Source organism: Erythrobacter sp. S259 (assembly GCF_057364965.1).
In genome coordinates, this window is sequence record NZ_CP200286.1 from 3,313,638 (window position 1) to 3,334,667 (window position 21,030).

At 58.0% G+C, this 21,030-nt stretch carries 24 protein-coding genes, 1 tRNA gene and 2 pseudogenes; 11 read left to right on the forward strand and 16 right to left on the reverse strand.

The annotated features are described in order from the left end of the window. Positions 1-4 precede the first annotated feature (4 nt). Both AC0V60_RS15645 and ftsE read right to left on the reverse strand, forming a co-directional pair. Positions 5-835, reverse strand: coding sequence for a cell division protein FtsX (locus AC0V60_RS15645; RefSeq protein WP_486179347.1), 831 nt, complete (start codon positions 833-835; stop codon positions 5-7). Positions 836-950: 115 nt separating this feature from the next. Next, the gene (gene ftsE / locus AC0V60_RS15650) at positions 951-1,703 is read right to left on the reverse strand and encodes a cell division ATP-binding protein FtsE (RefSeq protein WP_486179348.1); all 753 of its coding nucleotides are present in this window, start codon (positions 1,701-1,703) and stop codon (positions 951-953) included. Positions 1,704-1,868: 165 nt separating this feature from the next. Between ftsE and AC0V60_RS15655 the strand changes: the two genes are divergently transcribed. Then, positions 1,869-2,888 (forward strand): zinc-ribbon domain-containing protein, encoded by a 1,020-nt coding sequence (locus AC0V60_RS15655; protein ID WP_486179349.1) that lies wholly within the window; start codon positions 1,869-1,871, stop codon positions 2,886-2,888. On the opposite strand, the gene AC0V60_RS15660 is transcribed toward AC0V60_RS15655, so the two are convergent. After that, on the reverse strand, positions 2,881-3,135 hold the full coding sequence (locus AC0V60_RS15660) for a hypothetical protein (RefSeq protein ID WP_486179350.1): 255 nt from the start codon (positions 3,133-3,135) through the stop codon (positions 2,881-2,883). The two genes, AC0V60_RS15655 and AC0V60_RS15660, sit on opposite strands and share 8 nt — an antisense overlap. Before the next feature lie 207 nt (positions 3,136-3,342). Here AC0V60_RS15660 and AC0V60_RS15665 point away from each other — a divergent pair. The 3 genes and pseudogenes from AC0V60_RS15665 to AC0V60_RS15675 form a co-directional block, all read left to right on the forward strand. Further along, positions 3,343-3,429 (forward strand) — tRNA-Leu (locus AC0V60_RS15665). 130 nt (positions 3,430-3,559) lie between these two features. After that, positions 3,560-3,739 (forward strand): annotated as a pseudogene (locus tag AC0V60_RS15670) (DUF6538 domain-containing protein); the annotation flags it as partial. Positions 3,740-3,832: 93 nt separating this feature from the next. Beyond that, a pseudogene (locus tag AC0V60_RS15675) lies at positions 3,833-4,045 on the forward strand (integrase core domain-containing protein); the annotation flags it as partial. A 150-nt stretch (positions 4,046-4,195) separates the two neighbouring features. Here the strand turns inward: AC0V60_RS15675 and AC0V60_RS15680 are convergent. Continuing rightward, positions 4,196-4,615 carry a VOC family protein gene (locus AC0V60_RS15680; RefSeq protein ID WP_486179351.1) on the reverse strand — a complete coding sequence of 140 codons (420 nt, stop codon included), beginning with the start codon at positions 4,613-4,615 and terminating at the stop codon, positions 4,196-4,198. Between the two features lie 114 nt (positions 4,616-4,729). Here AC0V60_RS15680 and AC0V60_RS15685 point away from each other — a divergent pair, with 114 nt between their 5' ends. Then, positions 4,730-5,386 (forward strand): glutathione S-transferase family protein, encoded by a 657-nt coding sequence (locus AC0V60_RS15685; protein ID WP_486179352.1) that lies wholly within the window; start codon positions 4,730-4,732, stop codon positions 5,384-5,386. 4 nt (positions 5,387-5,390) lie between these two features. Here the strand turns inward: AC0V60_RS15685 and AC0V60_RS15690 are convergent, their stop codons facing one another. Further along, the gene (locus AC0V60_RS15690) at positions 5,391-5,858 is read right to left on the reverse strand and encodes a cupin domain-containing protein (protein WP_486179353.1); all 468 of its coding nucleotides are present in this window, start codon (positions 5,856-5,858) and stop codon (positions 5,391-5,393) included. 29 nt (positions 5,859-5,887) lie between these two features. Between AC0V60_RS15690 and dapE the strand changes: the two genes are divergently transcribed. Genes dapE through AC0V60_RS15705 form a run of 3 tightly spaced genes read left to right on the forward strand, consistent with a single transcriptional unit; the run spans position 5,888 to position 8,733 of the window. Then, a complete protein-coding gene (gene dapE / locus AC0V60_RS15695) occupies positions 5,888-7,045 on the forward strand; it encodes a succinyl-diaminopimelate desuccinylase (RefSeq protein ID WP_486179354.1) in 1,158 nt (385 codons plus the stop codon). 6 nt (positions 7,046-7,051) lie between these two features. Further along, positions 7,052-8,287: a dicarboxylate/amino acid:cation symporter gene (locus AC0V60_RS15700; RefSeq protein WP_486179355.1), complete on the forward strand. Its 1,236-nt coding sequence runs from the start codon at positions 7,052-7,054 to the stop codon at positions 8,285-8,287. Between the two features lie 17 nt (positions 8,288-8,304). Continuing rightward, complete coding sequence (locus AC0V60_RS15705) at positions 8,305-8,733, forward strand: GNAT family N-acetyltransferase (protein ID WP_486179356.1); 429 nt, start codon at positions 8,305-8,307, stop codon at positions 8,731-8,733. Here the strand turns inward: AC0V60_RS15705 and AC0V60_RS15710 are convergent. The 5 genes from AC0V60_RS15710 to dapB form a co-directional block, all read right to left on the reverse strand. Next, positions 8,722-9,138: a hypothetical protein gene (locus tag AC0V60_RS15710; protein ID WP_486179357.1), complete on the reverse strand. Its 417-nt coding sequence runs from the start codon at positions 9,136-9,138 to the stop codon at positions 8,722-8,724. The genes AC0V60_RS15705 and AC0V60_RS15710 overlap by 12 nt on opposite strands. Positions 9,139-9,204: 66 nt before the next feature. Continuing rightward, positions 9,205-9,693 carry a GNAT family N-acetyltransferase gene (locus AC0V60_RS15715; protein ID WP_486179358.1) on the reverse strand — a complete coding sequence of 163 codons (489 nt, stop codon included), beginning with the start codon at positions 9,691-9,693 and terminating at the stop codon, positions 9,205-9,207. A gap of 133 nt (positions 9,694-9,826) precedes the next feature. Beyond that, on the reverse strand, positions 9,827-10,480 hold the full coding sequence (gene nth / locus AC0V60_RS15720) for an endonuclease III (RefSeq protein WP_486179359.1): 654 nt from the start codon (positions 10,478-10,480) through the stop codon (positions 9,827-9,829). A gap of 10 nt (positions 10,481-10,490) precedes the next feature. After that, entirely contained in the window at positions 10,491-11,354 is an 864-nt protein-coding gene (locus AC0V60_RS15725; RefSeq protein ID WP_486179360.1) for an ion transporter, read from the reverse strand. Positions 11,355-11,412: 58 nt separating this feature from the next. Then, positions 11,413-12,141 carry a 4-hydroxy-tetrahydrodipicolinate reductase gene (gene dapB, locus AC0V60_RS15730; RefSeq protein ID WP_486179361.1) on the reverse strand — a complete coding sequence of 243 codons (729 nt, stop codon included), beginning with the start codon at positions 12,139-12,141 and terminating at the stop codon, positions 11,413-11,415. 35 nt (positions 12,142-12,176) lie between these two features. On the opposite strand from dapB, the gene AC0V60_RS15735 reads away from it, so the two are divergent. Beyond that, complete coding sequence (locus AC0V60_RS15735; protein WP_486179362.1) at positions 12,177-12,878, forward strand: NAD-dependent deacylase; 702 nt, start codon at positions 12,177-12,179, stop codon at positions 12,876-12,878. Positions 12,879-12,885: 7 nt separating this feature from the next. On the opposite strand, the gene AC0V60_RS15740 is transcribed toward AC0V60_RS15735, so the two are convergent. The 6 genes from AC0V60_RS15740 to mutM all read right to left on the reverse strand — a co-directional run bounded on the left by AC0V60_RS15740 (position 12,886) and on the right by mutM (position 18,515). Further along, positions 12,886-13,284 (reverse strand): YidH family protein, encoded by a 399-nt coding sequence (locus AC0V60_RS15740; protein ID WP_486179363.1) that lies wholly within the window; start codon positions 13,282-13,284, stop codon positions 12,886-12,888. 4 nt (positions 13,285-13,288) lie between these two features. Further along, entirely contained in the window at positions 13,289-14,077 is a 789-nt protein-coding gene (gene yaaA, locus AC0V60_RS15745; protein ID WP_486179364.1) for a peroxide stress protein YaaA, read from the reverse strand. 320 nt (positions 14,078-14,397) lie between these two features. Then, a complete protein-coding gene (locus AC0V60_RS15750; protein ID WP_486179365.1) occupies positions 14,398-15,171 on the reverse strand; it encodes a HesA/MoeB/ThiF family protein in 774 nt (257 codons plus the stop codon). Between the two features lie 177 nt (positions 15,172-15,348). Further along, on the reverse strand, positions 15,349-16,809 hold the full coding sequence (gene dnaA / locus AC0V60_RS15755) for a chromosomal replication initiator protein DnaA (RefSeq protein WP_486179366.1): 1,461 nt from the start codon (positions 16,807-16,809) through the stop codon (positions 15,349-15,351). A gap of 455 nt (positions 16,810-17,264) precedes the next feature. Next, positions 17,265-17,525, reverse strand: a complete 261-nt coding sequence (gene rpsT, locus AC0V60_RS15760) for a 30S ribosomal protein S20 (RefSeq protein WP_486156902.1) — start codon at positions 17,523-17,525, stop codon at positions 17,265-17,267. Positions 17,526-17,699: 174 nt separating this feature from the next. Then, entirely contained in the window at positions 17,700-18,515 is an 816-nt protein-coding gene (mutM, locus tag AC0V60_RS15765) for a bifunctional DNA-formamidopyrimidine glycosylase/DNA-(apurinic or apyrimidinic site) lyase (protein WP_486179367.1), read from the reverse strand. Between the two features lie 54 nt (positions 18,516-18,569). Between mutM and AC0V60_RS15770 the strand changes: the two genes are divergently transcribed. Both AC0V60_RS15770 and ubiB read left to right on the forward strand, forming a co-directional pair. After that, a complete protein-coding gene (locus AC0V60_RS15770; protein WP_486179368.1) occupies positions 18,570-19,325 on the forward strand; it encodes a class I SAM-dependent methyltransferase in 756 nt (251 codons plus the stop codon). A 123-nt stretch (positions 19,326-19,448) separates the two neighbouring features. Further along, on the forward strand, positions 19,449-21,029 hold the full coding sequence (gene ubiB / locus AC0V60_RS15775; protein WP_486179369.1) for a 2-polyprenylphenol 6-hydroxylase: 1,581 nt from the start codon (positions 19,449-19,451) through the stop codon (positions 21,027-21,029). Position 21,030 lies beyond the last annotated feature (1 nt).

Sequence of the window (21,030 nt, forward strand, 5' to 3'; positions counted from 1 at the left end):
TCTTCTACAACATAGACCTGAGGGCATGGCCAATTGTTAATCGACCAGTGACGAGCGCCAAAAGCACCCCGCCTACGGGAATAGCAGCAATGATCAGCCAGTCGGTCATACCAAGCCCGCCGCCGCCCACCATGCCGCTATCAAGGCTTGCGAATTGCTGACCCAAAAGCCAGACGGCGGCAAGGCCGATAAGAAGGCCGATCACCGCTCCAAACGCAGCCTCGCGGATAACGGGCCGCTCGAATATGCGGGTGACCTGAGTGTCGGTGCCGCCCAGCAGGTGGATGATCTCCACGGTCTCACGGTGATTGATAAAGGCATTGCGCGAGGCGAGCCAAACGGCTGCCGCGGTCGCGATGGAAACAAGCGCAATTAGTCCAAGCGCCAGATATTGAAGCGCGGACAGCGCATCATAAACGGGCCGGAGCCATTGCGATTGCGCATCCACTCTTGCGCCGCCTCCAAGGGGCGCAAGCGCGCTATCAAGAGACGTTTGAAGCTCGGCCAACTCACCCGATGAGGCCCGCCTCGACAGTTCTACATCAATCAGCGCCGGGATCGGCACGCTGTCGCTGGCAGATCCGGCACCAAGCCATGGCTCCAAAAGCTCTTGAAGCTCATCATCTGGCACCACTCGCACTGATGTGACCAGCGGATTGTTGCCAAGCGCTGCGGCTGCTGCCTCGGCCTGAACGGTGCGCGCCTCAACATCGGCTTCGATAATTTGCACCGTAACCGCGTCCGCGAGGTCTGCGCGCGCATTGTTGGCAAGGTTGCGCAAGGACAGGCCGCCAGCGGCCGCAATCACCACAAGCGCGATCAGGATCGCAATCACCCAAGGGATCGGTCCGCTCAGGCGGGAAGGGGGGAAAGGCTGGAGGCTACATCGCCGGTTGTAGAAAGGTCATCGCCCGGCGCAGCCAATGACCCATCAGGCACAGGAGGCGTGCTCATTTGAGCGCTCCCATAGTGTCAGAGGAGGGCTTTACCTTTGGCGCAGGCGGATAGCGCAGGGCCCCTGTAGGATCGGACAAACGCCCCTTGTTGAGGCGCATGATCAGAGATTCGGGCACTTTCTTCAGTAGGTGCACATCGTGAGTGGCAACAATAACGGTCGTCCCCACCCGGTGATTGAGCGCTTCGAACAAGCGGAGCAATTTGAGCGCCATTTCAGGATCGACGTTGCCAGTGGGCTCGTCCGCGATAAGAATTTGCGGACGTGCGATAACCGCGCGCGCAATTGCCACGCGTTGTTGCTCACCGCCTGACATGGTCTCTGGAATAGCGTGCATTCGGTGCGAAAGTCCGACCCATTCGAGCATATCTGTGACAGAGCGCATGACTTTGCCTTCATCCGTTCCTGCGAGCCGGAGCGGAAGTGCGACATTGTCGAAAGCGGAAAGATGCTGAACCAGACGAAAATTCTGAAACACCACGCCCAAACGCCTGCGAAAATCAGGCAGCCGGCCGCGGTCCAGTGTGATCATGTCCTTGCCGAACATGCTGATAGAGCCGCGCGATGGCCGCTGCGAGAGATAGAGGAGCTTTAACAGGCTGGTCTTACCCGCGCCGCTTGCCCCTGTGAGGAAGTAGAAACTGCCGGGGAATAAAGTAAAGGACACATCCGATAGCACTTCAGGATCGGTGCCATAGCGAAGGCCCACATTGTCGAATTTCACGATTTCGGACGGCCTGTCGTTCATAGGAACCGGATTTATCAGCGGACCTGCATTTGGGGAAGCCCAAGAAGGGGATCAAACCCCGGCAATTCGCCCGTAAACTGCCTGAAACGTGCTTCCATGTGGAAAAGAAGCGCGTTTTGGCCTGTGCACCGGTTAAAGCCCTTGCGGGCAGGCGGCGGCTGATTCATGCAAATTGTCGCAATGATCATCTCCTGCCCCGCTTGCGGAACACGCTACGCCGTACCCGAGACCGCCATCGGGCCAGAAGGCCGCACTGTGCGCTGCGCAAAATGCAAGCATTCCTGGTTCCAAGACCCGCAGCCGCTCGAGGGCGCGCCCGATGTGCCGCTGCACGTTGATGAAGGTCCGGTAGAACGCGTTGCCGCCGCTCCGTCTCCGCCGCAGGCAGACGCCGAGCAAGAGGCACCGGGGCCTTCTATTGATCATTGGGGAACAAAAGACACCTCCGACGCCGCAAGCAGCCCGCCTGCCCAGCCTATATCTCCTGCCCAGCCAGATACTCCTGCTCAGGCGGAGCCCTCGGCGCAGACAGAGGCGCCTGCTGAGACCAAATTGCATGGTGCTGGGCTTGCAGGCGGACAGGATGGCGAGGCAGCAGAACAATTTGCGCCTTCATCCGATCCATTGTCAGGCGCGCGGGATGATGATCCCTATTTGGATGACGCCGACAGCGTTTTTGCTGATGAGGATCATTACGACGACACGTCCAACTTTGATTACCGTCCGCCTTTCACGCGGCGGCGCAACAGCCTCAAAATGTGGACGATTGCCGCCGGGGTCTTTGCGGTTCTGGCGACAGGCACCGTTTTTGCTGCCACTTTCTATGGCCTGCCTGAGTGGCTTCCCATCGAAAGGCCCACTTGGGGACTGGAGACGCCGGGCATAAATCTCGATTTTCCGAAAGAGCAACAGCGCAAAGAGGTGCTGGAAAGCGGGGAAGAGATTTTTCAGGTGCGCGGCTCTATCAACAATGTCGGGCAAGAGAGCATGACGGTCCCTAGCCTCTTGGTCGTGTTCCGTGATGCCCGTGAAAAGAACGTGTATTCCTGGGTGATTGTCCCATCGAAGCGAGAGCTTGCGCCGGGCGAAAGTCTGAATGTAACCGAAGCGATCACCGATATTCCGCCCACCGCGCAAGCGGCTGAAATTGGTTGGGCCCTGGCTGATCCGCGCAATTTTAGCTGAATTCGATCCAAAGCGTGCCCGCAGCATCGCGGCTGCGCTGAGTTTCACGGGCCTCCACGGCGGTTAAAGCGCTTTTCGCATCGTCGAACTTTGAAAAGTCGATCCGAGCAGGACGGATGATCCGGGCACTCGCGCGCGCCTGAACCGCCACCGGAGGGCTCTTTGTTGGCGGAGCGACTGCCGCTTGCCCAGCGGCATTTGGCGCTGCGCTTTGTGCTAGGATCATGAGGGTTGCAGCGAAGCTCATGCGCCGTGGTTACCGGCGTGTTTACTATTCTCGCAAGTACGCCCTAAACCTCATCCCGATGCGGGACAGGGGGCTGCGAAATATTAATTGGTAGGCCCGAGGTGCCCCCCAAGCATCAAAGCTCTTGCGCACGCGCAAACCCCTTGCTAGTGGCGCGCTCCTACCAAGGGCAGTGAGCCGGTCTTGCCGTCCTTTACCAGAAAGAGTGCGGTCGTGGCGGAACTGGTAGACGCGCAACGTTGAGGTCGTTGTGGGCTAACGCCCGTGGAAGTTCGAGTCTTCTCGACCGCACCAAATCTAACTCACAAAAATCGTTATTGCACAGGGGCTTAATTGCTCAAAAGCCCCTGTTGCGCTATCACCGCGAGGAATTTGTGGACCAAAATGTGTACCATTTTGTGGACCAAAACCCGTGTTGGAGCGCATGCAAGCAGGCAATCGCCATCTGGAATTCAGAGCAGGCCATTGGCACTACAATCGCCGAGTGCCTGCGCGTTATGCAGCCTATGATGATCGTGGGCGCATCCGCGTTTCACTAAAAACGACATCTCTGGACACCGCACGAGAGCGCCGGGACGCGCTCAAAGAAGCCGGCGATCTGTTTTGGGCATCACTTTGCGGGCTTGATGATGGAGAGCCGGACAAGCCCGGCGCAAAGGCGCTTCAGAACGTTGCCCAGTGTCGCGCTCGTCCATCCCAGACGCAGGGCAAGATCGAGCGCCAAAGTCCTATGGGGCATCAGACGCTCAAAAACCGCATCTTGCTGGAGAACTACTTCTTACCCGGCGATCTCGAGGTCCAAATCGAAACGTTCGTCGAGCATTACAACCATCACCGTTAACACGAGAGCCTGAGTAATGTGACCCCTGCCGGCGCCTACTTTGGTAGAGCTGAAGCCATCATCAAACGATGAGCACGGATCAAACGCTCCGCTATTCCAAACTCAAACTTGTGCCAAATGTTCTGACGACGGACAGTCCCACCGGATTGAATTGTGCTCGCCGAACGGGCCAAAAGGAAGCCGGGCCAAGGGACAGCGGCTGAGCGGGTATTGCCAAGCTCACTTCGCAAACAATTGGCCTTGATCTGCGAAGGCCTTAAACTCCAGAGCATTGCCCGCCGGATCGCGCAGGAACATGGTGGCTTGCTCACCCGTTTCCCCTTTGAAACGCACAGTGGGTTCCATCACAAATTCGGCGCCCGCGCCGCGCAATTTGCCGGCCAGTTCCTCCCAGTCCTCCATGGTCAATACCAGTCCGAAGTGCGGGACGGGGACGCCGTGTCCATCTACGTGATTGGTCACGGCATCTGCGCTGGTGCCATGCGAAAGGTGGGCGACGATTTGATGGCCATGGAAGTTAAAGTCGATCCACTCGTCACAAGAGCGTCCCTCTTTGCAGCCCAAAAGCTCCCCGTAAAACGCGCGCGCTTTGGCAAGGTCATCGACGGGAAAAGCGAGGTGGAATGGGGGAAGGGCCATGAAGTGTTTCCAAAAGGATTGGGTGTCCCTTGTAACCCGTTCAGGCTCGACAGCGAAAGCCTGAATACCTAAGCGTAATCAAACAGAGCCCAGCAAGGCAGAGTAGGCGCGAATATGAAACTGATCATTGGAAATAAGAACTACTCTAGCTGGTCCTTGCGCGGCTGGCTCGCGGCCAAACAGTCGGGTCTGCATTTTGAAGAGATTACGGTGCCAATCCTTGGCGAACACTGGCAAGCGCAAAAGCGGGGCGAGGAGTTTCAGCCTTCTTCAGGCAAAGTCCCGATCCTTTGGGACGGAGACACTGTCATTTGGGACAGCCTCGCGATCATGGAATATCTCTCTGATAAAGTGGGCCGCGACCGGTATTGGCCCAAGGACGACACGGCGCGCGGTATGGCGCGGGCAATGGTGGCTGAAATGCACTCCTCCTACGGCTCATTGCGCTCCGAAATGCCGATGAATGTGCGCAGCCGCGTGCCGCTTCAAAGCCTGACAGAGAAGACCAAATCAGAGATAGTGCGTGTCCTTCAATTATGGGCAGAGGCGCGCGCGCGCCATGGGTCATCGGGGCCGTTCCTGTTTGGCACTTTTGGAGCAGCTGACATTTTTTACGCGCCCATAGTCTCACGCTTCGCCACTTACGGCATTGGCATCCCTGGCTTTGCACAAAGCTATATGGATGCGATGCTGGAACACGATTGGATGACCCATTGGATCGAAGCCTCAGAGGATGAGGAATGGGTGATTGAGCAGTTCGAGACGGTTTAGTTTCTTACGAAATACGGTCGGTTTCGTACCGTGTCCCGTCGCGGCGGTAATATCCGTCCGGTTCGAACACCATGTCGATATCCGGATATTCACCCCCGTCTGTCTCGTAATCACCCGCTGTAGCGACCAAGAAGACGCAGGCGCTTTCCCCCCGGTTCTGCAAGTGGTGACCGTTAGCAGCGCCTGCTGGCCATGCGATGATGTCGCCTGGCCGGACCACACTCTCGCCCTCATCCTCCACCAGCACCGCCTCGCCCGACAGCATCACCAAAAGCTCATCAATGTCGCGGTGCCAATGCCGCTGAGACGACCACGCCCCCGGTTCAAGAACCACGTGGCTTGCCCGCAGTTTTTGTAAGCCTGCAGCAGGCGCCAAGCGGCGGTATTTGCGCCCCTTCACCGGCTCATCAAATGGGGCAGGGTATCCGGTCGCATTGGTTTGCGCGATTGCGCTCAAATCAAGCTTGGGCATTGGGCTCATCTCCTGCTAGCTAACGCGTCATGAGTATTGCCCTAGATTATGCCAAGCGCCTAATTTCGCACGCCTCGGTGACCCCTGCGACGGGGGGCGTGTTTGATGAGATGGAAGCGATGCTGAGGCCGCTGGGCTTTGCCTGCCACCGCTTCACGCGCGGCGATGGCGAAGAAGGCTCAGATGAGGCTCCGGTGGAGAACCTATTCGCGATCCGCAAGGGGCCTGAGGGATCAAAACACTTCGCCTTTGCAGGGCACCTTGATGTGGTCCCTCCGGGCGATGGCTGGGAGAGCGATCCCTTTGTGCCCACGCAAGAGGGCGAGCTTCTCTACGGGCGCGGCGCGGTTGATATGAAAAGCGCGGTCGCCTGTTTCGCCGCCGCTGTTCACGATATTCCAGCGGAGGCTGGCACGCTCAGCTTGATTATCACCGGCGATGAGGAGGGGCCCGCGCTTCACGGCACCCGCGCGTTGATCGACCATATGCGCCAAGAAGGCATTCAGCCTGACCTGTGCCTGGTGGGTGAACCCACATCTGTCAATCGCCTGGGAGATATGATGAAAATCGGCCGTAGGGGCTCAGTGAACATCTTTCTCACGGTCGAAGGGACGCAGGGCCATGTCGCCTACCCGCATCTTGCCGATAACCCGCTGCCAAAACTGGTGGCGATGCTCAAAGAGCTGGACGAGCTGGTGCTCGACACGGGCACCGATTGGTTCCAACCTTCAAACCTAGAGATCACCGAAATTGAAGTGGGCAATAAGGCGCACAATGTGATTCCGGCTGAGGCGCGCGGGCGGATTTCGATCCGGTTCAACGACCTTCATTCGGGTGCATCGCTGTCTGAGCGGGTCTCAGCGATTGCGGAGAAACACGGCGGGCGCGCATTGCCGATCATCTCGGGCGAGCCGTTTCTGACCGCTCCGGGAGAATTTTCCGATATGCTGGCACAGGCGGTTGAGGAGGAAACGGGAGTTAAGCCAGAGGCGTCCACCACTGGCGGCACGTCCGATGCGCGGTTTCTTCGCGCGGTGTGTCCGGTGATTGAATTTGGCCTGTGCAATGCAACCATGCATAAGCGCAATGAAGCGGTGGCTATTCCTGATCTGGATGCGCTAGCCAGAATTTACACACGCGCAGCGCTGGGGGCGCTTGCTTTGAAAACCACACAAGAAGAGGCGTAAACGCTCATGAAGACCTGGTTCGCAATTCCGCTGTGGCAGCGGGTCATCGGTGCGCTGATCCTTGGGGTCATCACGGGCTATCTTTGGGGACCGGGGGCGGCGTCGATCAAGATTATTGGCGATATTTTCATCGCCTTTATCAAAATGCTGGTGGTGCCGCTGATCTTCTTCAGCCTCGTTGCGGGCGTTGCCAGTATCGGCGATCTTCGCAAACTTGGCAGTGTCGGCTGGCGCGCGCTTTTGCTGTTTGTGGTGACGGGCCAGATGGCGGTGTGGCTGGGTCTTGGGATCGGGACTGTTGTGCAGCCCGGCGCAGGCGTCGATATCTCCACAATCGAAATGGGCGCAACGCCTCCGCCAAGTGAGACCACGTTCCGCGATATGATCATGGGAATGATCCCGCAAAGTCCGGTGCAAGTTATGGCGGATGCGAACGTCCTGCCGCTTATTGTCTTTGCGCTGCTCATCGGCATCGGCATTCTTATGGCGAAAGAGGAGGGCGAGCCGGTTCTCAAAATCTTCGACAGCGGCGCGGTCGTTATGCAGAAAGTGACCATGATCATCATGGAGCTGACGCCCTTTGGTGTTTTTGCATTGATGGCATGGGTGGCAGGCACCCTCGGTCTGGATGCACTCCGAGCGCTGGGTATCGTGGTAATCCTGAACTACGTCGGGTGCTTGCTGATCATCGGCCTCATTTATGGCGGCATGATCAAGTTTATCGCCAAACTGCCGGTGATCGACTTCTTCCGGGGGATTATTGACGCCATCGCGGTCAGCTATTCCACGGCGAGCTCAAATGCGACCTTGCCTGTCACCTTGCGCTGTGCCCGGCGGAACCTTGGTGTTTCGAACTCGGTTGCAAGCTTCGTCATCAGCCTTGGCGCGACGATCAATATGAACGGCACAGCGATGTATCTGGGACTTGCGACTTTGTTCGGGGCGCAGGTCTTTGGCGTTCAGCTCGATATGGGTGACTACGTCCTCATCTCGGTCCTTGGCACTTTGGGAGCCATTGGTGCAGCGGGCATTCCGGGCGCGGGGCTTATCATGATGGCGCTGGTGTTTGGCGCGGTTGGGGTGCCGCTTGAAACCATTGCTTTGGTGGCCGGGATCGACCGGATCATGGACATGATGCGCACGACCACTAACGTCTCTGGCGATGCAGCGGTCGCGACCACCGTGGCAGCGCTAACGGGCGAGATTGACAAGGCCGAGATGATCTCAGCCGACGATGTTTAAGCGAGACAGAGGGGCTAATGCCCATTACCGCCACGCAAGAAGCAGCCCCTGAGGATGCAGCGGCGCTTAGCGAGGGTATTGTCGCCTTTAACAAAGCCCATGTGCCCGGTCTCGAAGTGGTCACGGAAGAGGTCAAATTCTTCGTATTGGCGCACGGCGATGATGGCGCCCTACAAGGCGGTATCAGAGCGGTGTGCTATTGGAACACGCTCCATATCGAACTCGTATGGCTGGACGAAAGCGCTCGCGGTTCTGGAATCGGCGCAAAGCTGATGACCGAGGCGGAAGGCTACGCGCGCCAGCACAATTGCGAACAGGCCTTGGTCGAAACGACCAGCTGGCAGGCAAAGCCCTTCTACGAGAAACTTGGCTATTCGTTAATGGCGACGCTGCCGAACCGGCCCAAGGGCCACGCCTCGCATTATCTCACTAAGTCACTCGTCTGAGGTGACATATTCCACCGGCACAAATTCGCCCAAGCTGCATGATGCGCCCACATCAAGCTGGCCAGCAATCGGCGAAATCACCCGGATAATCGTCTGCTTGCACAGCTGATTTATCGAAGTCGAGTAAGTGAAGGCCTCTTCAAAGCCCAGCCGGGGGCAACGATTTGTCAGGGTTGAGCGATAGACTGTGCCTCCGCGCATCTCGAAATCAATGACCTGATCGCTGCGTACACGCGATTGCCGAATGGCCTGGGTGCGGATGCAGGTCTCAGCCTCGCCTACAACCTTGACCGCTGGGCCTGCAAGGGCCGGGTCTGGCCGGGATGAGCCCTCTACGGGCGCACAGGCGCTAAGGCCGACAAAGGTGAGGATCGCAGGGGCAAACAGGCCAAGTGAACGGTTCATACGCTTTCTCCTCTTAGCCCCTAGGGGCGGACCATGGGCTCTCCAAGCTAAACCCGCAATGAGCCTTTACAGTTCCTGATACATGACAAGTGCATCAACAAGCCCGTGGATGGGGTGCTCGAACGCGCGGGGCAGGCGGCCCGCGACATGAAACCCCAAACGCTCCCACAAGGCGATAGCGCGCGTGTTGGTTGAGACGACAAAATTGAATTGCATAGCGCGGTATCCAAGGCACCGGGCGGTTTCCAAAGCGTGCTCGCACATGGCCCCCGCAACCCCTTTGCCCGAAGCCTCAGGGCTCACCATAAACCCGCAATTGCAAACATGCGCGCCGCCGCCTGCCTGATTGGCGGTCAGGTAGTAGGTGCCGACAATTTGATGATCGCTGATCGCGACGAATGAGCGTTTGGACGGCGCAGTCCAATACTCCAGCGCGTCATCAGCGCTCATCTGCGGGTCAAGCGCATATGTCTCGCCAGCGCGGATGATGGGCAGGATAATGCCAAGGATGGCCGCGTTGTCGGCGGATGAGGCTTCACGAATGTCTAATTTCACACAGCCCTTTCTCCAAGCAGGCTCTTACACAAGTAAAGCAGTTCATTCCTAAGGGCGGTAAGAGAATCACGCTGGCTCGCCCTTGCCGCAAATTTGCGCACAGCTTCTTTGTCATCTGGGTCTGAAAGCTCCATCACGCGCGCCCTTTCGGCTTTTCCAGCACCTTTTTGCGGAAGCTGCACAAGTCCACCTGACCGCACCGCCAGCATTCGGGTGTCCTGGCTTTGCACACATATCGCCCATGCAGGATCAGCCAATGGTGCGCATGAAGGCGAAAGGGCCCCGGCACGCGTTTCTCAAGCTTCGCCTCAACGCTCTCAGGCGTCTTTCCTTTGGCAAGGCCTGTGCGGTTGCCCACCCTCAGGATATGGGTATCAACCGCAAAGGTCTCTTGTTTGAACCAGCAATTGAGAACCACATTGGCCGTCTTGCGCCCCACTCCGGGCAGCCGCACCAGATCATCGCGGGTGTCCGGCACCTCTCCGCCATATTCGTCGATCAGAAGCTGCGACAATGCGATCACATTTTTCGCTTTGGAGTTGAACAGGCCAATCGTCTTGATGTGGCGGATCAACCCCTCAAGGCCCAAGTCAAGCATTTCCTGCGGCGTCTTCACCGTTGCAAACAGCGCGCGGGTCGCTTTGTTCACCCCCACATCGGTCGCCTGCGCCGACAAGGCCACGGCCACCACCAGCTGATAGGCATTGCCATATTCAAGCTCGGTCTCAGGCTCAGGATTGTCCTCGGCAAGCCGCCGGAAAAACTCGAATATCTGATCTTTAGTCATGACTTATATCTCATGAGGGCGGCGTCTGGCTTGCCCGCTCGAGTTTCTCAAGTTTTGCCACCACATTCTCGTCGATTTCATCCAGCCGCTCCAAATGCTCGCGCATTTCCTGGATCTTTTGATCGCGGCGCGCTTGCATGGCATCTGAGAAGGCGGCGGCGATAATGCCCGTTGGCATCGCGACAAAGGCCACGCCCGACAAAGCAAGCGTCCCGCCGATGATCTTGCCCATGATCGTGACCGGGTAGGCATCGCCGTAACCGACCGTGGTCAAAGTGATCACCGACCACCACAAAGCCCTTGGGATAGAGCCAAAGGCATCGGGCTGAATGTCTCCTTCCACGATGTGCAGCAGGGTTGCCCCGGTCAGCACGAAAATGAACGCCAGCGCGACCGTTACGATCAGGTCATCGCCCCTGTCTGCGATCGCTCTCCACACCGATTGGATCGCCGCGTTAAAGCGCCCAAATTTCATCACCGCAATGACGCGGAAGAGCCTGAGCACCCTTAGAACCGCCGCATCGCCTGCAATCAGCGGGGCGAGGGTCGCCACCACCACAATGAGGTCAACAATCCCGATCCAGCTTCGCATGAAGGCCCAGCGTTTGGCCCAGGCTGACCCTTCCCCCGGGGTCTCTGCTGCGGCGTAGACCCGTGCAATGTATTCGGCCAGAAAGATCGTGCCAAAGACCAGTTCACCGACCTTAAGCGCGCTGTGCATTTCGGCTGAAAGCTTGGGTTCTGTGCCCAGAGCCGCGCCGATAACCGCCAGAATAATCGTGACGATCAGCACGCGGTTAAGGACTGTCAGGCGCCCGTCCGGATGCGCGCCGACAAAAAGCTGCTCGTAGAGTTTGCCCCTCAAACTTGCCATCTTGGTCCCCCGACCCGGCTGTCCTCAAAGGTCCAGCATATTCTCCCCTAGGCGGGACCTAAAGGTCCAGCACATGCTCCATATTGTAGCGCCCATGGGGTTTTCCAATCAACCATTGCGCCCCGCGCACCGCGCCGCGCGCAAAAATCGACCTGTTTTCCGCCGAATGCGAGAGGGTGAGGCGTTCTTGTTCGCCTGCAAAAATCACCGAGTGATCGCCCGCAACACTGCCGCCGCGCAAGGTGGCAAAGCCGATGTCGCCCGCCTTTCGCGCGCCGGTTTGGCCGTGCCGCCCGCTGTCCATCGTCTCTGCGAGATCGACGCAGCGTCCGTCTGCTGCCGCCTCGCCCAGCAGTTTTGCCGTGCCTGAGGGCGCATCGACCTTATGGCGGTGGTGCATCTCGAGCACCTCGATATCCCAATCATCGCCCAGACGCTGAGCTGCCTGTTTGACCAATGCGCTCAGCAAAGTAACGCCTAGCGAGGTGTTGCCGGTTTGCAGGACGGGAATAGCCTTGGCAGCCTCTTCAATCGCGGCGAAATCTGCCTCTTCCAACCCAGTCGTCCCGATAAGTATCGGAATGCCTGCAACCCGCGCCGCTTTGAGGTTCGCCTCCAGCGCTGAGGGTGCAGAAAAGTCGATCAGCGCATCCGATTCCAGCGCCAATGGCCCCGGCAATTCGCCTGCATCAACGCCGCCAGCAAGGCTGTGACCTGCAGCTTCAATGGCGGCCGCCAGTGCCTGACCCATGCGGCCTTTGCTGCCGATAATTCCAAACGATGCCATTGCTTCCCTCAAGCTTTGCGTGTTTCAATAAGTCCATGACACAGGTTAAGCGCATCGTCATCCTAACAGGGGCCGGAATTTCCGCAGAAAGCGGCATCGACACCTTTCGAGACGGCGGCGGCTTGTGGGAAAAACACGCGATCGAGGACGTTGCCACGCCCCAATGTTTTGCCCGCGATCCTGATCTTGTGTTGGGTTTTTATGATGCGCGCCGGGCGGCTTTGGCTAAGGTTGAGCCCAATGCAGCGCACACCGCTCTGGCAAAATTGGAGTGCGAATTTTCTGGCGATTTTCTCCTTGTTACTCAAAACGTCGATGATTTGCATGAGCGCGGCGGCTCTTCCAATGTGTGCCATATGCACGGAGAGCTGAAGTCTGCTCTGTGCACCTCGTGCGGGACGCGTTCGCGCTGGGACGCGCCGATGTCGGACCGTCCGCCGTGCCCCGTATGCCAAGCGCCCACTTTGCGCCCGGACGTCGTGTGGTTCGGCGAAATTCCGTACCAAATGCGCCGGATCGAAGAGGCGGTGACGCGCTGCGATCTGTTCGTCTCCATCGGCACCAGCGGGGCGGTGTACCCGGCGGCTGGTTTTGTGGAGCAAGCCAAGCGCCTTGGCGCGAAGACCCTGGAACTCAACCTTGAGGCAAGCGAGGGAACGCCAATTTTCCATGAGGCCCGCCATGGAGCTGCAACGCAGGTCGTGCCGCAGTGGGTGGAAGAAGTTCTGGCCGGTTGAGCCTCCTTCAAAACGTCATAAACCAAATTCCAAACACAAGGCCGACGCTGCCAAGCGCCATGAACGCAGCGATCAGGCGCATGTTTATCGTGTCCAGCGGATCGGCCTTATGCGCCTCAAGCCGGCTTGTCACCGCGCAGGCATTGCGCTGCGCCGCGTAGAAGATGAAGACGCCGATCAGGATGAAAACGGTCGCAATCGCTTTAGGAACGTAGGCGGGCTCCATCTTACTAAACAAAGCGTTGAAGCCGAGCCCGATCCCAACCGCCGCAAGTCCCGTTCGCATCCAGCCAGCAAAGGTCCGCTCGTTGGCCATAAGCGTGCGGTCCTCGGCCCAATCGGTCCGGTCTTCGGCAAGATCGGTGCGATCTTCTGCAAGATCATTGGAGGATTTATTGTCGCTCATCGGATCACTTTTTCTTTACCGGTGGTTGCGGACGGGTAAACACCAGCTCGGTCTCGCTCGAGGCCTTCGCATCCAGAGTGTACCCTTCCGCATCAAAGCCGCGCAGGTCGTCTGCCTTCTCGATCCGGTTCTCCATGATCCATCGCGCCATCAGGCCGCGGCCAAACTTCACGTGATACATCAACCGCCGAGCCTCGCCGTCCTTCACATTGAGGAACGTCGCCTCGATCACTTTGCCGGGAAGCGCGGCGGTGTCGACTGCCTTGAAATACTCGTTGCTAGCCAAGTTCACGACCGTGTTGTCGCTGTGGCCTTCGAGGTCGCCCGCCAATTGCTCGCCAATGCGGCTCCCCCAAAAGTCATAGAGCGATTTGCCCCGCTTGTTCTTCATCTTGGTGCCCATCTCAAGACGGTACGGCTGGATCGCATCCATCGGCCGCAGCACGCCGTAAAGCCCTGATAGAATGCGAAGATGATCCTGCGCGTATTGAAGGCTCTCATCACCCAAGGACTTCGCCTCAAGCCCCCAATAGACATCGCCGTCAAAGGTGAGGCCTGCTGGCTTTGCCGAATTGCTGCGGCCTTCAAGGTCAAACGCCTTAAAGCGCTCGTGGTTCAATTCAGCCAAATTGTCCGAGATATGCATCAGCTTGGCGAGCGATTTCGCCGATTGTTTTTTCGCAACTTCGGCGATTTCGCGGGTGTCTTCTTCGAGCCGGGGCCGCGTTATCTCAAGCGCGGTTTGCGGCTCATCAAAATTGAGCTTTTTGGCAGGCGAGAGAAGGGTGATCATTTGCGGTCGATCCTGAGTTGGTGGTCGTCTTCAAACTGGCATAAGTGCTCTGGTGGTCTGTTGTAAACGCTTGGCCGCGCAGCAGGGTCCCAAACACGCTTGAGATGGTGAGCCGAGCGGCGCCTGGGAGAGACTTAAGGGACACCGCTGTTCCTTAGCGCAGGAACGACAATCTTGAATTGTCCATTTTTTCAGTGGCTTGATGGTTTCTAGTTATGGAACACTTTGCCAACAAATTTTCAGCCGCACGATTTTTTTCGGTAGCTGCATTCATCAATACCCAATGCCATAGTCCAGGCATGTAGGAAAAAGTGAGGCGTTTACTCGCCGTGTCCGCAGCCCCCGCATGCTGGGTCCTTGGCGATCGTCAGCGTGCGCATTCCCGGTGTCATCCCGTCGAGGATATGCAGCTTGCCCCACATCGGCTGGCCAAAACGGCTGACCCCGGCGAGCAGGATACGCACCGCTTGCATCGCGGCAAAGCTCCCGGTCCAGCCGGCCATCGCGCCCAGCATGCCGTCCTCGGCGCAGGTGTCGCAGTCCTCCGCATCGAACGCATCGCCGACAAAACAGCGATAGCACGCATTGCCCACAAGGTGCCCGGCGAAGGCTCCAACCTGGCCTTGGAACCGGCCCACTGCGGCAGAGAGCAAGGGCACACGCTCGGCAACACAGGCGTCGGAGACGGCGAGCCTTGTGGCGAAATTGTCCGTGCCATCAAGCACGAGGTCAGCGCCCGCAATCAGGTCGCCGACGTTTTCGGTGGTGATGCGGCTGTCCGAAATGTCCACCTTGAGCGCATCGTCGAAATTGGCGAGCCAGCGCCGCGCGCTGGTGGCCTTGCCGTGGCCAATATCGCGCGCAGTGAATATGGTCTGGCGTTGGAGGTTCGATGCATCCACCACATCGTCATCGACGAGGGTGAAGCGGCCAATCCCGGCCCCTGCGAGATATTGCAGAGCGGGCGAGCCGATGCCGCCAAGGCCGATTACCGCGATATGCTTGCCGCTGAGCGCGACCTGCCCAGCGCCGCCGATTTCGGGCAGCACAATGTGGCGGGCGAAGCGGTCGAGGCGGGCTGGTGATAAGGCCATGGATAACGTGTTGGCAGGATGTGCAAAGGCTGTCGACAGGGCTGTGGGTAGCCCAGTGAATAAGGCGTCGATTAGCTGTTGGTCAAAGGTGTAAACACTGGGGAGCGCAGCTGTGGACCAGCCTGCGCATACCCTGTGCAAATTGTGTGCGAATTAACCTTTTGCCCAATAAAAAGATTAGCTTTCCAACTGGCGCAAAAGGCTCCTTACATCGCCGTCCATATCAGCATCGCGGGTGCGCAAGTCTTCGATCAGGCGAACGGCGTGGATAACCGTTGAGTGATCGCGCCCGCCGAACTTGCGGCCAATCTCAGGATAGGACCGCGGGGTCAAAACCTTGGAGAGATACATCGCCACCTGACGCGGACGCACCACCGCGCGCGCGCGGCGTTTGGAGGACATTTCCGACCGATCGATCCGGTAGAACTGGCACACGGTGCGCTGGATCTCGTCAATCGTGATCCGGCGGCGGTTGGCGCTAAGGATATCGGTGAGCTGCTCCTCGGCAAGCTGCAAAGACACCTCTTGGCCGGTGAGCTGGGCGTAGGCGATGAGCTTGTTCAACCCGCCGATCAGTTCACGAACATTGCGCGTAATGGTGCGCGCGAGGAATTCGATCACGTCCTCTGGCACGCTAAGCGGCGCAAAGCGCGCAAGCTTGGAGTGCAGCACCTTTTTGCGCAGCTCAATGTCAGCGGCCTGAATGTCCGCCACAAGACCCATCGAAAGACGGCTAAGCAGGCGCGGTTCGACCCCGTCCAATGCTTGCGGCGCACGGTCGGCGGCAAACACGAGGCGTTTGCCTTCGGCGAGAAGCGCATCAATCGTGTAAAGCAGCTCTTCTTGAGCAGAGGCTTTGCCGATGATGAACTGGATATCGTCCACCAGAAGAAGGTCAAAGCTGCGAAGGCGCGCTTTGAACTCGATCATCTGATTGGCTTTCAGCGCTTGCACAAATTCCACCATAAAGCGCTCGGCTGAGCAGTAGAAAATGCGTGCACGTGGGTGCGAGGCGAGGAAACCGTGACCGATTGCGTGCAGGAGGTGGGTTTTGCCCTGACCCGTCGCCGCTTTCAGATAGAGCGGCGAGAATTGCGGCTGTTCGGTCGCGGCCATGCGCTGCGCCGCGTTGCAGGCAAGCACATTGGCCTCGCCAGTGATGAAGGCTTGGAAGGTCAGCGATGGGTCCAGACCGACGCTCGATGTAAAACCGGCGTCCGAAATCGTGCCAGCAGCCACTGCGATAGCGCTTGCGCCATCATTGGCAGGGCGTCTGCCATCATCAAGCCGCAGTTCGGGCAGTTGGCGGCGGCCCGGGTGCACCTGAATATTTACAGTGCGAACATCGCTGCGCATGATTTTCCATGCGAGTTGAAGGCGGTCGTGAAACCGGTCCTTGACCCAGTTGGCCGAAAATTCGGTCGGCAAGAACAGGTCAAGCACGCCTGTCTCTTTGGTGATGCCGCCAACCTGAATCGGTTTGATCCATTGGCTGTGAAGCTGATGCCCCAAATCTTTCTTGAGGCCTTGGCTAATATCAGCCCAATCGGCGGCCAGGTTCACTGCTTCTGCATCTTCCATTAAATCGTCATCTGATTTGCGACGCGTAGACCGCGCCTTGTCTATATTGTAGCCCATTGCTTCCCCACTACTGATCGCCCTCGGAAGCACCTCTCCAAGGTGGTTTTTACCATTATACGACTGGGTAAAGGTTCCCCTATCCTGCGAGGCACACCCCACAGACTAACCTGCCGTCCATCATTATTCGGTACCCGGACTGTCCCGCGCCGGATGGCTGTAATAAGCCTATTCGGGGGCCTCAGCGCAAGCATTCAATTGCAACAAATCTTAAATATTTGTGTTGACTCGGCCCTACCCCGCAGGGGTGCGTTTAACATATTGTTTTCAAACAATTTGAATAATTTTGCGCCGCGAATCGTAGGATTTCTGGGGGTTCTTCAGTGACTCAGTTGTTTTATTGGGCGCAAAACAAAAGGGCCGTGTCATCAGACACGACCCTTAGTATCTTTGCGCAAGGCCAATCAGGTAAAATCACGTAGCGTGAAACCACCCAGACGACCCGAATATGCGAATCAGAGCGAAGCGACTCGCTTCGACAGGCGCGACATTTTGCGCGCCACTGTGTTCTTGTGCATCACACCGCGTGCAACGCCGCGAGCGAGTTCTGGCTGAGCTGCTTTGAGAGCGGCAGCCGCTTCATCCTTATTGCCAGCTTCGCAAGCCGTCTCGACTTTTTTGACGAAGCTGCGGATGCGGCTCATGCGCGCTGTGTTTACTTCAGCGCGGCGGTTGTTGCGACGGATGCGCTTACGGGCTTGAGGCGTGTTGGCCATAGGTCTGTTCTGTCTCGCGTCTTGTGTGGGCCGCCAAAAGAGCAGCCTGAAATCTGAATCGGATATACGAAAGGCGGCGATTCCTCGCCGGAAAGCAGGCCGCCTAGTGCGAATTCACACGAAAGGCAAGGAAACTTTGTCCTTTCGCAGCTCGCACACCCACCTTCTGGCACGTCACTTTTGACATGCCGGGCAATACCATGTGCTGCGCCCACCTTGGACGATCCGCTTGATAGCCCCGCCGTCCTCGTGATGACACGCCTCGCCCTCGCGGCCATAGACGTCGAAGCGCGTTGCGAAATAGCCGAGTTCACCATCGGGCGCGGCGTAATCGCGCAAAGAGCTGCCCCCATCGCGGATGGATGCGGCAAGCACCTCTTTGATGGCAGGCACAAGCCGCTCCAGCTGGGGGCCGGTCACTTTGCCCCCTTGTTTGGTGGGACGGATGCCAGAGCGCCACAGCGCCTCGCACACATATATATTGCCAAGCCCGGCGATGATCCGTTGGTCGAGAAGGCACAGTTTGATGGTCTGCACCTTCCCTTTGAGCGCGGCTTTCAAATAGCCGGGCGTCAATTCCGGGCCCAAAGGTTCCGGGCCAAGGCTTGCAAACGGTCCCCACGCATCAAGCCCAGCGGTCGCGACCATATCGACGGATCCAAATCGCCGTGGGTCACACAGGGCAAAGCGGTTGTCCGCCGTCTCCACCACCATATGGTCGTGTTTGTCGGGTTCTTCGGGATCAATCCGCCATCGTCCGCTCATCCCAAGGTGAAAGATCACCGATTGCTCGCGGTCGAGATGAAACAGGCCATATTTCGCGCGGCGAGAGAGGCTGGTGATGGTTGCGCCCGTCATCACCTGCACGAGATCTTCTGGGAACGGGCGGCGCAGATCGGGGCGGTTGAGCACCACCCGCTCAATGCGCGCGCCATCGAGGAACTTTGCAAGTCCTCGAACCGTTGTCTCAACTTCAGGAAGCTCTGGCATTTCCGACCCCTAATCACCCTTTGCGCAGGGCACAATTCCTTCTAAGGCACCGGCATGAGTGAAAGCACTAACGACACCGTCTCCTTTGGCTATGAAAACGTAAGCCCAGAGGAAAAGACCCGCCGCGTGGGTCAGGTCTTTTCATCCGTTGCCAAGAAATACGACATTATGAACGATGCGATGTCATTCGGCATGCACCGGGGCTGGAAAGATCGCTTTGTAAAGCGGGTAAAACCGCAAGCAGGCGAAAACATCCTCGATATGGCAGGCGGCACGGGCGACATTGCGTTTCGGATGGCTGATCGCGGCGCGAATGTGACGGTTGCCGATATCAATCAGGAAATGCTCGATGTTGGCGCAGAGCGCGCGATGGAGCGTGATGAGGCGGCGGATGCTGGCAGCCTCGTCTTCTCACAGCAGAACGCGGAAAAAGTATCCTTCGCCTCGAACACATTCGATGCCTACACCATCGTTTTTGGCATTCGGAACGTCACCCATAAGGAGGAAGCGCTCAAAGAGGCGCTGCGCGTGCTTCGCCCGGGCGGACGGTTTTACTGCATGGAATTTTCGGTCACGGATTGGTCGGGCTTTCGCGAGGTGTATGACCTTTATTCCCACCATATCATGCCGCGCATGGGACAGGTGATTGCGGGCGATATAGAAAGCTATCGCTATCTGGCTGAGAGCATCCGCAAATTCCCCCGCGCACCTCAATTCGAGAGCATGATCCGCGATGCTGGTTTTGTGAACACCAAGGCCGAGATCATCCTCGGCGGCGCGGTTGCGATCCACTCGGGGTGGAAGGTGTGATGGTTCTTCTTACTTCTCCCCTCCCGCCTGGGGGAGGGGCCGGGGTGGGCCCACCCCGCTGCGACTAACAAGCAAGCTTGCAAGTCTCGCTGCCCCTCCCGCAGGCGGGAGGGGATGGGTTCCGTGACCCGGCCTGCAACGCATCTCTTCCGTCTTGCCAGGTGGGGCGTGACCCTTGCCCGCCGCCGCGCGCTTGTCGGGATTGAGGAAGACCCCAATGCGCCTACGCCAGTAAAGACCCTCGCGAAAGTGGCGCGTCTGGTGACCTTCACTGGCAAAAAGGGGACACGCGATTATGCAGGGGCTTTCCGCGCGATTGGCCCTGCTGCGATTAAGCTTGGCCAATCTCTCGCAACGCGCCCTGACCTTGTGGGCGAAGAGGCTGCTCACAATCTGCTTGAGCTGCAAGACAATCTGCCGCCGGTCGATTATGCGCTCATCAAACAGTCAATCGAGATCAGCTTTGATCAGCCCTTGGAGGCGCTCTTTTCTGAAGTCGATCCAGAACCTGTTGGCGCTGCATCCATCGCTCAGGTGCATAAAGGTGTGACGACCGATGGGCGCAGTGTGGCGATCAAAGTGCTGCGTCCCGGTATCAAAGAGAAGTTTGAACAAGACATCGCAACCTACGAATGGGCCGCGGCCCATGTAGAGGCGATGGGCGGCGAATTTGGACGGCTTCGTCCGCGCGCGACCATCGCCAATTTTAAACGCTGGTCCTATTCCGAACTCGACCTTCGCCGCGAGGCTGCCTCAGCCAGTGAATTGGCCGAAGATATGAGCGGTGTGGATGGTTACCGCATACCCGAGATTGACTGGGACCGCACCAATGGGCGCGTGCTTACGATCGAATGGGTCGACGGGGTCAAAATCTCGCGCCGCGATGAATTGGTGGCAGCGGGCCATGACCTTCACAAACTTTCCGAGAAACTCGTGATCAGCTTTCTTACGCAAGCGATCAGCGCCGGATTTTTCCATGCTGATATGCATCAGGGCAATTTGTTCGTGCAGGCCGATGGCACTATCGTGGCTATCGACTTTGGGATCATGGGCCGGATCGACCGGCGGGCGCGTCAATGGCTGGCGGAAATCCTCTACGGTCTGACCACTGGCAATTACAAACGCGTCGCAGAGATTCATTTTGAGGCGCAATATGTGCCCAGCTATCATTCTGTGGGCGAGTTTGCGACGGCGCTGCGGGCTGTGGGTGAGCCGATGCGCGGTAAGCCCGTGAAGGAGCTTAGCGTTGGCCAAATGCTCGACGGATTGTTTGCGATCACCCGAGATTTTGACATGCAGACACAGCCGCATCTGCTGCTGCTTCAAAAAACCATGGTGATGGTCGAAGGCATCGCGACGCAGCTTAATCCCGATATCAATATGTGGGACACCGCCGCGCCTTATGTGCGTGAGTGGATCCGCGATGAGCTGGGACCAGAGGCAGCGGTGGCAGAGCGGCTTAAAGAAGACGCGCAAACCTTCATGCGCCTGCCCGACCTTATTCGCCGCGTGGAAGAACGCTTCCCTCCCAAAGGCGGCGCGCCTGAACAAGCGCCTCTGCCCGATATCAAGCTAATGACGGACTTTGGGCAGGTTGATGGTGCGCCCAAACCCGCAGGCGGTGGCGGATGGTTTGGCTATTTCCTCGCCGGTCTTGTTGGCGCAGGCGCAGTTTTGGGCGCAGGTTTTGCCGGAATAATCTGAG

Excerpts from the sequence above, each read along its gene's own strand:
- ftsE (WP_486179348.1), bottom strand. The coding sequence starts at position 1,703 with ATGAACGACAGGCCGTCCGAAATCGTGAAATTCGACAATGTGGGCCTT.
- AC0V60_RS15750 (WP_486179365.1), bottom strand. The coding sequence starts at position 15,171 with ATGGCCTTATCACCAGCCCGCCTCGACCGCTTCGCCCGCCACATTGTG.
- AC0V60_RS15690 (WP_486179353.1), bottom strand. The coding sequence starts at position 5,858 with ATGCCCAAGCTTGATTTGAGCGCAATCGCGCAAACCAATGCGACCGGA.
- AC0V60_RS15725 (WP_486179360.1), bottom strand. The coding sequence starts at position 11,354 with ATGGCAAGTTTGAGGGGCAAACTCTACGAGCAGCTTTTTGTCGGCGCG.
- yaaA (WP_486179364.1), bottom strand. The coding sequence starts at position 14,077 with ATGATCACCCTTCTCTCGCCTGCCAAAAAGCTCAATTTTGATGAGCCG.
- AC0V60_RS15710 (WP_486179357.1), bottom strand. The coding sequence starts at position 9,138 with ATGAACCGTTCACTTGGCCTGTTTGCCCCTGCGATCCTCACCTTTGTC.
- dapB (WP_486179361.1), bottom strand. The coding sequence starts at position 12,141 with ATGGCATCGTTTGGAATTATCGGCAGCAAAGGCCGCATGGGTCAGGCA.
- AC0V60_RS15770 (WP_486179368.1), top strand. The coding sequence starts at position 18,570 with ATGAGTGAAAGCACTAACGACACCGTCTCCTTTGGCTATGAAAACGTA.
- dapE (WP_486179354.1), top strand. The coding sequence starts at position 5,888 with ATGAGTATTGCCCTAGATTATGCCAAGCGCCTAATTTCGCACGCCTCG.
- AC0V60_RS15655 (WP_486179349.1), top strand. The coding sequence starts at position 1,869 with ATGCAAATTGTCGCAATGATCATCTCCTGCCCCGCTTGCGGAACACGC.
- AC0V60_RS15705 (WP_486179356.1), top strand. The coding sequence starts at position 8,305 with ATGCCCATTACCGCCACGCAAGAAGCAGCCCCTGAGGATGCAGCGGCG.
- AC0V60_RS15680 (WP_486179351.1), bottom strand. The coding sequence starts at position 4,615 with ATGGCCCTTCCCCCATTCCACCTCGCTTTTCCCGTCGATGACCTTGCC.
- AC0V60_RS15735 (WP_486179362.1), top strand. The coding sequence starts at position 12,177 with ATGACACAGGTTAAGCGCATCGTCATCCTAACAGGGGCCGGAATTTCC.
- nth (WP_486179359.1), bottom strand. The coding sequence starts at position 10,480 with ATGACTAAAGATCAGATATTCGAGTTTTTCCGGCGGCTTGCCGAGGAC.
- AC0V60_RS15700 (WP_486179355.1), top strand. The coding sequence starts at position 7,052 with ATGAAGACCTGGTTCGCAATTCCGCTGTGGCAGCGGGTCATCGGTGCG.
- AC0V60_RS15660 (WP_486179350.1), bottom strand. The coding sequence starts at position 3,135 with ATGAGCTTCGCTGCAACCCTCATGATCCTAGCACAAAGCGCAGCGCCA.
- AC0V60_RS15740 (WP_486179363.1), bottom strand. The coding sequence starts at position 13,284 with ATGAGCGACAATAAATCCTCCAATGATCTTGCAGAAGATCGCACCGAT.
- dnaA (WP_486179366.1), bottom strand. The coding sequence starts at position 16,809 with ATGGGCTACAATATAGACAAGGCGCGGTCTACGCGTCGCAAATCAGAT.
- rpsT (WP_486156902.1), bottom strand. The coding sequence starts at position 17,525 with ATGGCCAACACGCCTCAAGCCCGTAAGCGCATCCGTCGCAACAACCGC.
- mutM (WP_486179367.1), bottom strand. The coding sequence starts at position 18,515 with ATGCCAGAGCTTCCTGAAGTTGAGACAACGGTTCGAGGACTTGCAAAG.
- AC0V60_RS15685 (WP_486179352.1), top strand. The coding sequence starts at position 4,730 with ATGAAACTGATCATTGGAAATAAGAACTACTCTAGCTGGTCCTTGCGC.